Raw genomic sequence first — 7,575 nt, forward strand, 5'->3', positions numbered from 1 at the left:
TGGTAGTTATGGCAATTATTATTCCCCTAGTTACTACTATCACATTGTCAATTTTTCTAATATTGAAAGGTTCAATATTACTGGCACAATCTTTGGTGATTACATTATCACAGGAGATGGCAATGATGTTATCAATGGTTATGGAGGAATCGATACCATTAACGCTGGTGGTGGTGCGGATAAAATCATCCTTGCTGATGCTATTAAACAATACTACGATGACCTCAATACTACTACTGCGGGAACGGATGACTACGCCAACATCATAGGATTTGAAACTCACGATATTATTCAACTCGCTGGCAGTCCCACACTTTACCGTCTGAATGTTGTTAGCGGCAACACAGAATTATACCTAGACAAACCCGGCAGCGAACCCGACGAACTCATCGGTATTATCCAAGGCGTTACTAATTTATCCCTAACTTCCGATAACTTTATCTACATCCAACCCGTTAACCTCTCCGTTAGTACCACAACCGGAACAGAAGTAGGAACAACCCTAATCACCGTAACTGCTACCACCCTTAGCCCCGTATTACGCAACCAAAGCGTTGACCTAACAGTTTCAGGAACAGTCACCTCAGCAGACTATACCCTTAGTGGCAATACCATTCTCATTCCCGACGGTTCAAGCACGGGTACAGTCACATTCACCGTCATCAATGACACCCTAATCGAGCCAACCGAAACTGCCACCTTAACCCTAACTAACCCCTCAGCAGGATTAGTATTAGGCAGCACAACCTCCCAAAACATTACCCTAATCAACGATGACTTCCCCTTCGTTAACTTATCTATTAGCACCAACGCCGCAACAGAAGCAGGAACAACTGTAGTTACCGTCACCGCCACTGCCTCAAGTCCAGTTCTAAGCGATCAAAATGTCAACCTAACCGTCACAGGAACAGGCATTACTGCCGGAGATTATCGGTAACCAGACCATTGACTTAGCCATTACCGGAACAGGCATCACCTCCAGTGATTACAACCTGAGCAATAGCACCATCACCTTCTTAAATGGGCAAACCACAGGGACTGTAACCTTTACCGTCGTCAATGACACCCTAATCGAGCCAACCGAAACTGCCACCTTAACCCTAACTAACCCCTCAGCAGGATTAGTATTAGGCAGCACAACATCCCAAAACATCACCCTAATCAACGATGACTTCCCCTTCGTTAACCTATCCCTCAGTACCAACGCCGCAACAGAAGCAGGAACAACTGTAGTTACCGTCACCGCCACTGCCTCAAGTCCAGTCCTAAGCGATCAAAATGTCAACCTAACCGTCACAGGAACAGGCATTACTACCGGAGATTACACCCTCAGTAGCAGCGTTATCAACATTCCCAACGGAGGCACAATCGGGACAAGAACTTTTACTATTGTTAACGACACACTGGTAGAAGGAACAGAAACCGCCACTATCGCCATTAGCAGTATCTCCTCTGGCTTATTTTTAGGTAGCACTACCTCCCAAACGGTCACTATCACCGATAACGACTTCCCCCGTGTCAATCTTTTGGTTAGCACCAATACAGGCTCGGAAGCAGGAACAACCATAGTTACAGTCACGGCTAGTGCTTCTGATCCAGTTATCGGTAACCAGACCATTGACTTAGCCATTACCGGAACAGGCATCACCTCCAGTGATTACAACCTGAGCAATAGCACCATCACCTTCTTAAATGGGCAAACCACAGGGACTGTAACCTTTACCGTTGTTGATGATGCCTTAGTTGAGGGAACAGAAACTGCCACCTTAACCCTAACTAACCCCTCATCAGAACTGGTTTTAGGTAGCACAACGTCTCAAAACATTACCATTGCCGATAATGATTTCCCTACCGTTAATCTTTCCGTTAGCTCCAATTCAGGTTCAGAAGCGGGAACAACCGTAGTTACAGTCACAGCTACCGCCTCTAGCACCGTTTTGGGCAATCAAACCATTGGCGTAGAGATTGCGGGAACAGGTATCACCAGCGAAGATTACAGCCTCAGCAATAGCACTATCACCATCCCCAACGGACAAACCACAGGAACAATTACCTTCACAATTGTTGATGATGCTCTAGTGGAAGGAACAGAAACCGCTACCTTAACCCTAACCAACCCCTCATCAGGTCTGGTTTTAGGAAGTACAACATCCCAAAATATTACCTTTATTGATAATGATTTTGCCCCTCCTGTAGATGGAAATTTTGATGGAACCCCCGATAACGAACAAAATAACATCGTTTCCATCCAAACACCTAATAACGAATATGTCACCTTCACCGCACCCGAAGGGCAGCCCTCGGCCAATGTTCAGGTAATTTCTAATCCCGACCCTGCTACTACGCCCCCTAATGTAGATTTTTCACTAGGATTCTTTGATTTCAACATCCCACAAGTTAATTTAGGAAGTGCAACTACTCTCACCCTATTCTTACCCCAAGGCGCTACTGCCAACAGTTATTGGAAATATGGCGCAACCTTCGACAACAACACCCCGCACTGGTATGAGTTCACCTTCGATTTGCTCACTAATACTGGTGCAATCTTCCAAGACATAAATGGCGATGGTCAAAACGAAATAATCCTCAATTTCGTTGATGGTCAGCGGGGGGATGACGACTTAACCGTCAATGGACAAATTACCGACCCAGGCGCTCCGGCTTTCATTATCAACTCCGCATCTACTGCCGTTGACGACACTACCATCACCGACGAAGATACACCTATTATCATCAACGTCCTTGCCAACGACGGCAACACGGAAACAAATCCTCTCACTCTTAGCCTCGCTACCCCTCCCAGCAACGGTATCGCCACCCTTAACAACGACGACACCTTCACCTACAGCCCTAGCCTCAACTTTGAAGGCATAGACACCTTTACCTATAACCTCAGCGATGGCACAGAAACCACCACTGCCACTGTTACTATTACCGTTAAACCTGTAAATGATTTACCTGTAGTTAAAAATGCGATCGCCGATCAAACAACCAATGAAGATCAAGCATTCAATTTCCAAATTCCCAGCAATACCTTCACAGATATTGACGCTGGTGATGTTCTCACATATTCAGCAACATTAGAAAATGGTAATGTTTTACCAAGTTGGTTGACTTTTAATCCTACAACCCGCACCTTTAGCGGTACTCCAACTAATAATAATGTGGGGAATCTGAATGTTAGAGCGATCGCTACAGATCAAGCCGGAGCAAATGTTAGCGATATCTTTGCGATCGCAGTCACCATTAACCCTACTGCCCAACTATCGGGGATGACCTATTTAGATGCCGACAACGACGGTGTTATAGATACTGGAGAAACCCTCTTAGCAGGTATCACCATCACCCTAACTGGTACGGATAACAACGGCACAACGGTTAACCGCACCACTACCACCGCCACCAATGGTACTTACCAATTTACTAATCTGTTCTCAGGCAATTATACCCTCATAGAAACCCAACTAACAGGCTTTAATGATGGCATAGATACCGTTGGTAGTTTGGGTGGAACTGTCAGCAATGATATGTTTAGCAATATTACCGTCGCAGCAAGCGCAAACGGCACAGGCTACAACTTTGGGGAGCGACATAAACCCGCTCCCCCAGCAGCCACTGGTGGTACTGGCTTTCAGGCTGGCAATGGTGGAGAAATCCTCACAGGTACATCGGGTATTAACCGCTTATTGGGCGGTGCTGGTGCTGACACCATCATTGGTCTTGGCAATCGGGATGTCCTTGCAGGTAATGGAGGTGCAGATAAATTCCTCTATACGGCTCTGACTGAGAGTGTTCTCAGTGGTAATCAGATTGATATCATTGCCGACTTCAAGCAACCAGATGGCGATCGCTTTGATCTCACGTTCAACCCCAGTAACTTATTCAATGCCGGACTCATTGGTGGGGCGACTTTATCAGCAGCCTTGGGTACAGTGTATGGCGATCGCTCTCCTTCGGTGGCGGGTAATCAAGCTTTGGGTACTCAAGAGGCAGTATTTTTCCAGTTTGGCTCTCGCAGCTATTTATCTGTGAATGATGCTACATCTGTTTTCCAATCTACTAAGGATTTGGTTGCAGACGTGACTGGCATTCAATTTAAATCTGGTGATTCCAGTTTGAATACTTTGGTTGTCGGTAACTATTTTGTACCAGTTGTATAGAACCCATTTGGTATCTCCTATCCTGAGTTTGGCGATCGCCCCTCACTGTACCCCTACAACAGTGATCGCTCTCCCATATCCCAAAAAGCGATCGCTACAGATACAACCGGAGCAACTGTCAGCGATATCTTTACTATTACAATTGCAGAACCCCCCACCGTTTCTAACATCAGTTTCGGTTCAACAAACAGCGAACAACTTAACCCCACACCAGGACAATTATTATTTGCAGGTGACGGAGCAGATACCATAGTATCCATTGACAACAACACCATTTTTGCCGGCAATGCCAATGACAATGTATTTGTAAATAGCAACTCTAGCGTATTTGCCGGAGATGGAGATGATACCGTTACCGTCGGTGCAAATGGAATTGCTAACAATACCACTGTTAATGGTGGCAATGGTAACGACAAAATAACCGTAGCACAAGGCAATGGTAGTAACAATGTATTTGGTGCAGCAGGGACAGATGAATTAACAATAATAGAAGGATCAAATCAATTTCTATTTGGTGGTTCAGGTGACGACAACCTCACCAGTGGAGGAAACAATAATCGTCTCTACGGTGGTTCAGGAAATGACAGATTAGTGGCAAATTCTGATGATTATTTATTTGGTGGTGATGGTGATGATCAATTATTTGTGATTCAAGGAAATAATAGTTTAACTGGTGGTAATGGTGCTGACCAGTTCTGGATTGCTAATGGTAGTTTACCAACTAGCAAAAATACTATTCAAGATTTTGAAATCGGGATTGATAAAATCGGCTTTGGTGGTGTAGAAATACTCAGTTTTGGCCAGGTGGTACGAGAACAAATAGCCAACGATACCTTACTCAAAACCGGACAAACTGAATTAGCTTTGTTAATGGGAATTACAGCCAATAATCTCACAGCTAATGATTTTGTCTTCTCTGCCAGTGTACAGTAACTTTAAACCCTTGTAGAGACGTTCCATGGAACGTCTCTACATCCTTTACTGGAACTGACAAAACCCTATGTAGACTTAGGGACTTCCAAAAAATAAATTATCTAGATTAACTAACCGCAGAGGCGCAGAGAACGCAGAGGAATGAGGGTTTGAGAGATTTTTTGCGTTAGGTGGTTGAGTGTTTTTTTATTTGGAAGCCCCTTACTAGCGATCGCTCTCCCCTAATCTGCGTTAATCTGCGTTAATCTGCGGACTCACAATGGCATTTTTAAGCGCGTTTATTTGCGCCAATATTAGTTCACAGGTGACAAAATAGGATAATGTACACGCACGGTTATTAATCCTATATTATGTCTTACCCGAAAACAACCCTCACTTACCCACCTACCGACAAAAGTAATCAAATTGATAATTATCATGGTACTGAGGTTGCAGATCCTTACCGTAATTTAGAAGACCCAGATACGGACGAAACAAGAAATTGGATTGAAGCAGAAAATCAAATCACTTTTGCTTACTTGAACGAAATTCCTGCTAGAGAAAAAATTAAACAGCGTCTCACCAAACTTTGGGATTATGAAAAATATGGTACTCCTTTTAAAGAAGGTAATAACTACTTTTATTTTAAAAACGATGGACTGCAAAATCAAAGTGTTCTCTACACTCTCCTAAACCTAGATGCAGAACCTAGAGTTTTACTTGACCCAAATAAACTTTCAGAAGATGGTACTGTTGCTCTTTCTGGACTTTCTATCAGCGAAAATGGTAAACTTTTAGCTTATGGTTTATCTAGTTCTGGTTCTGATTGGCAAGAGTGGAAAGTGCGCGATGTAGAAACAGGTGAAGATTTAGAAGATCACCTCAAATGGATTAAATTCTCTGGTGCATCTTGGACACACGATCATCAAGGTTTTTTCTACAGTCGTTATGATGAACCAAACCAAAAAACTAAATTAGAAGATGTTAACTATTACCAAAAACTTTACTATCATCAACTAGGCAATCCCCAATCAGCCGATAAATTAATTTATCATCGTCCTGATCAAAAAGAATGGGGTTTTAGTGGTAACGTTACAGAAGATGGAAAATATTTAATTATTTCAATTTGGCTGGGAACTGATCCTAGAAATTTGGTGTTTTACAAAGACTTAACTAATGCTGATAGTGAAGTTGTCGAATTAATTAATCAATTTCAGGCAAATTACAGTTTTATTGGTAATGATGATAGTTTCTTCTATTTCCGTACAGATTTAAATGCCTCTAGAGGTAGGGTAATAGCCATTGATAGCCAAAACCCAATCTCAGAAAATTGGCAAGAAATCATTCCCCAATCTGCCGAAACATTAGAAAGCGTAGGGATTTTAAATAATCAATTTGTTGCTGATTATCTCCAAAATGCTCAAAGTCAAATTAAAATATTTGACCTCAATGGTAATTTTGTCCGGGAAGTAGAATTACCTGGAATTGGTTCAGCTTCTGGTTTTGGTGGTAAACGTCATGAAACAGAAACCTTTTATAGTTTCACCAGCTTTACTACACCAGGAACTATTTACCACTATGACATGAAAACGGGTAAGAGTAAAATATTTCGTCAGCCAAAGGTAGATTTTAATCCTGACGAATATGAAACAAAACAAGTTTTTTATCCCAGTAAAGATGGTACTCAGATACCAATGTTTATCACGCACAAAAAAGGGATTGAATTAGATAGCAATAACCCAACTTATTTATATGCTTATGGGGGTTTTAATATTTCCCTAACTCCCACCTTTTCTGTTAGTTTATTGGTGTGGCTAGAAATGGGTGGCGTGTATGCTATGCCAAATCTTCGTGGTGGTGGTGAATATGGAGAAGAATGGCATCAAGCAGGGATGAAAGAGCAAAAGCAAAATGTTTTTGATGACTTTATTGCTGCTGCTGAATGGTTAATTGCTAATAATTACACTATACCTGCAAAACTGGCTATTGGTGGCGGAAGTAATGGTGGTTTGCTGGTGGGGGCTTGTATGGTGCAACGTCCTGATTTATTTGGTGCAGTTTTACCAGCAGTAGGTGTGATGGATATGTTGCGCTTCCACAAATTTACTATTGGCTGGGCTTGGACTTCCGAATATGGTTCAGCAGAAAACCCCGAAGAATTTAAAACTCTATACGCTTATTCACCACTGCATAACCTCAAATCAGGGACAACCTACCCCGCTACTTTAATTACTACCGCAGATCATGACGATCGCGTTGTTCCTGCCCATAGTTTCAAATTTGCTGCGGCTTTACAAGAAGTTCATATTGGTGATGCACCTGTTTTAATTAGAATTGAAACAAAAGCAGGACATGGTGCGGGTAAACCAACAGCCAAGATTATCGAAGAAGCAGCAGATAAATGGGCTTTTTTGGTGCGGGTTTTGGAAATTTAGGTTTTTTCTCTGTGAACTCTGTGCCTCTGTGGTTAGATAAAATATTTTTAACCAGCAAGGCAACGGAA

The 7,575-nt window shown here is 42.6% G+C and carries 4 protein-coding genes and 3 pseudogenes; 6 read left to right on the forward strand and 1 reads right to left on the reverse strand.

Annotated elements, in window-relative coordinates; all coding sequences use genetic code 11:
• The 3 genes and pseudogenes from VB711_RS00005 to VB711_RS00010 all read left to right on the forward strand — a co-directional run.
• Window positions 1-937: pseudogene (locus VB711_RS00005) on the forward strand (hypothetical protein); the annotation flags it as partial.
• A gap of 34 nt (window positions 938-971) precedes the next feature.
• A pseudogene (locus tag VB711_RS26425) lies at window positions 972-1,280 on the forward strand (Calx-beta domain-containing protein); the annotation flags it as partial.
• Window positions 1,281-1,526: 246 nt separating this feature from the next.
• On the forward strand, window positions 1,527-4,160 hold the full coding sequence (locus VB711_RS00010; protein WP_416233540.1) for a putative Ig domain-containing protein: 2,634 nt from the start codon (window positions 1,527-1,529) through the stop codon (window positions 4,158-4,160).
• A gap of 53 nt (window positions 4,161-4,213) precedes the next feature.
• Here VB711_RS00010 and VB711_RS00015 read toward each other — a convergent pair whose 3' ends face one another.
• Complete coding sequence (locus VB711_RS00015; protein WP_323283620.1) at window positions 4,214-4,609, reverse strand: hypothetical protein; 396 nt, start codon at window positions 4,607-4,609, stop codon at window positions 4,214-4,216.
• A 37-nt stretch (window positions 4,610-4,646) separates the two neighbouring features.
• Here VB711_RS00015 and VB711_RS00020 point away from each other — a divergent pair.
• The 3 genes and pseudogenes from VB711_RS00020 to VB711_RS00030 form a co-directional block, all read left to right on the forward strand.
• A pseudogene (locus VB711_RS00020) lies at window positions 4,647-4,739 on the forward strand (hypothetical protein); the annotation flags it as partial.
• A 12-nt stretch (window positions 4,740-4,751) separates the two neighbouring features.
• Window positions 4,752-5,093, forward strand: coding sequence for a M10 family metallopeptidase C-terminal domain-containing protein (locus VB711_RS00025; RefSeq protein ID WP_323283621.1), 342 nt, complete (start codon window positions 4,752-4,754; stop codon window positions 5,091-5,093).
• A 350-nt stretch (window positions 5,094-5,443) separates the two neighbouring features.
• Window positions 5,444-7,507 (forward strand): prolyl oligopeptidase family protein, encoded by a 2,064-nt coding sequence (locus VB711_RS00030; protein ID WP_323283622.1) that lies wholly within the window; start codon window positions 5,444-5,446, stop codon window positions 7,505-7,507.
• Window positions 7,508-7,575: the final 68 nt, after the last annotated feature.

This window comes from Cronbergia sp. UHCC 0137, assembly GCF_034932285.1.
Classification (GTDB): domain Bacteria; phylum Cyanobacteriota; class Cyanobacteriia; order Cyanobacteriales; family Nostocaceae; genus Cronbergia.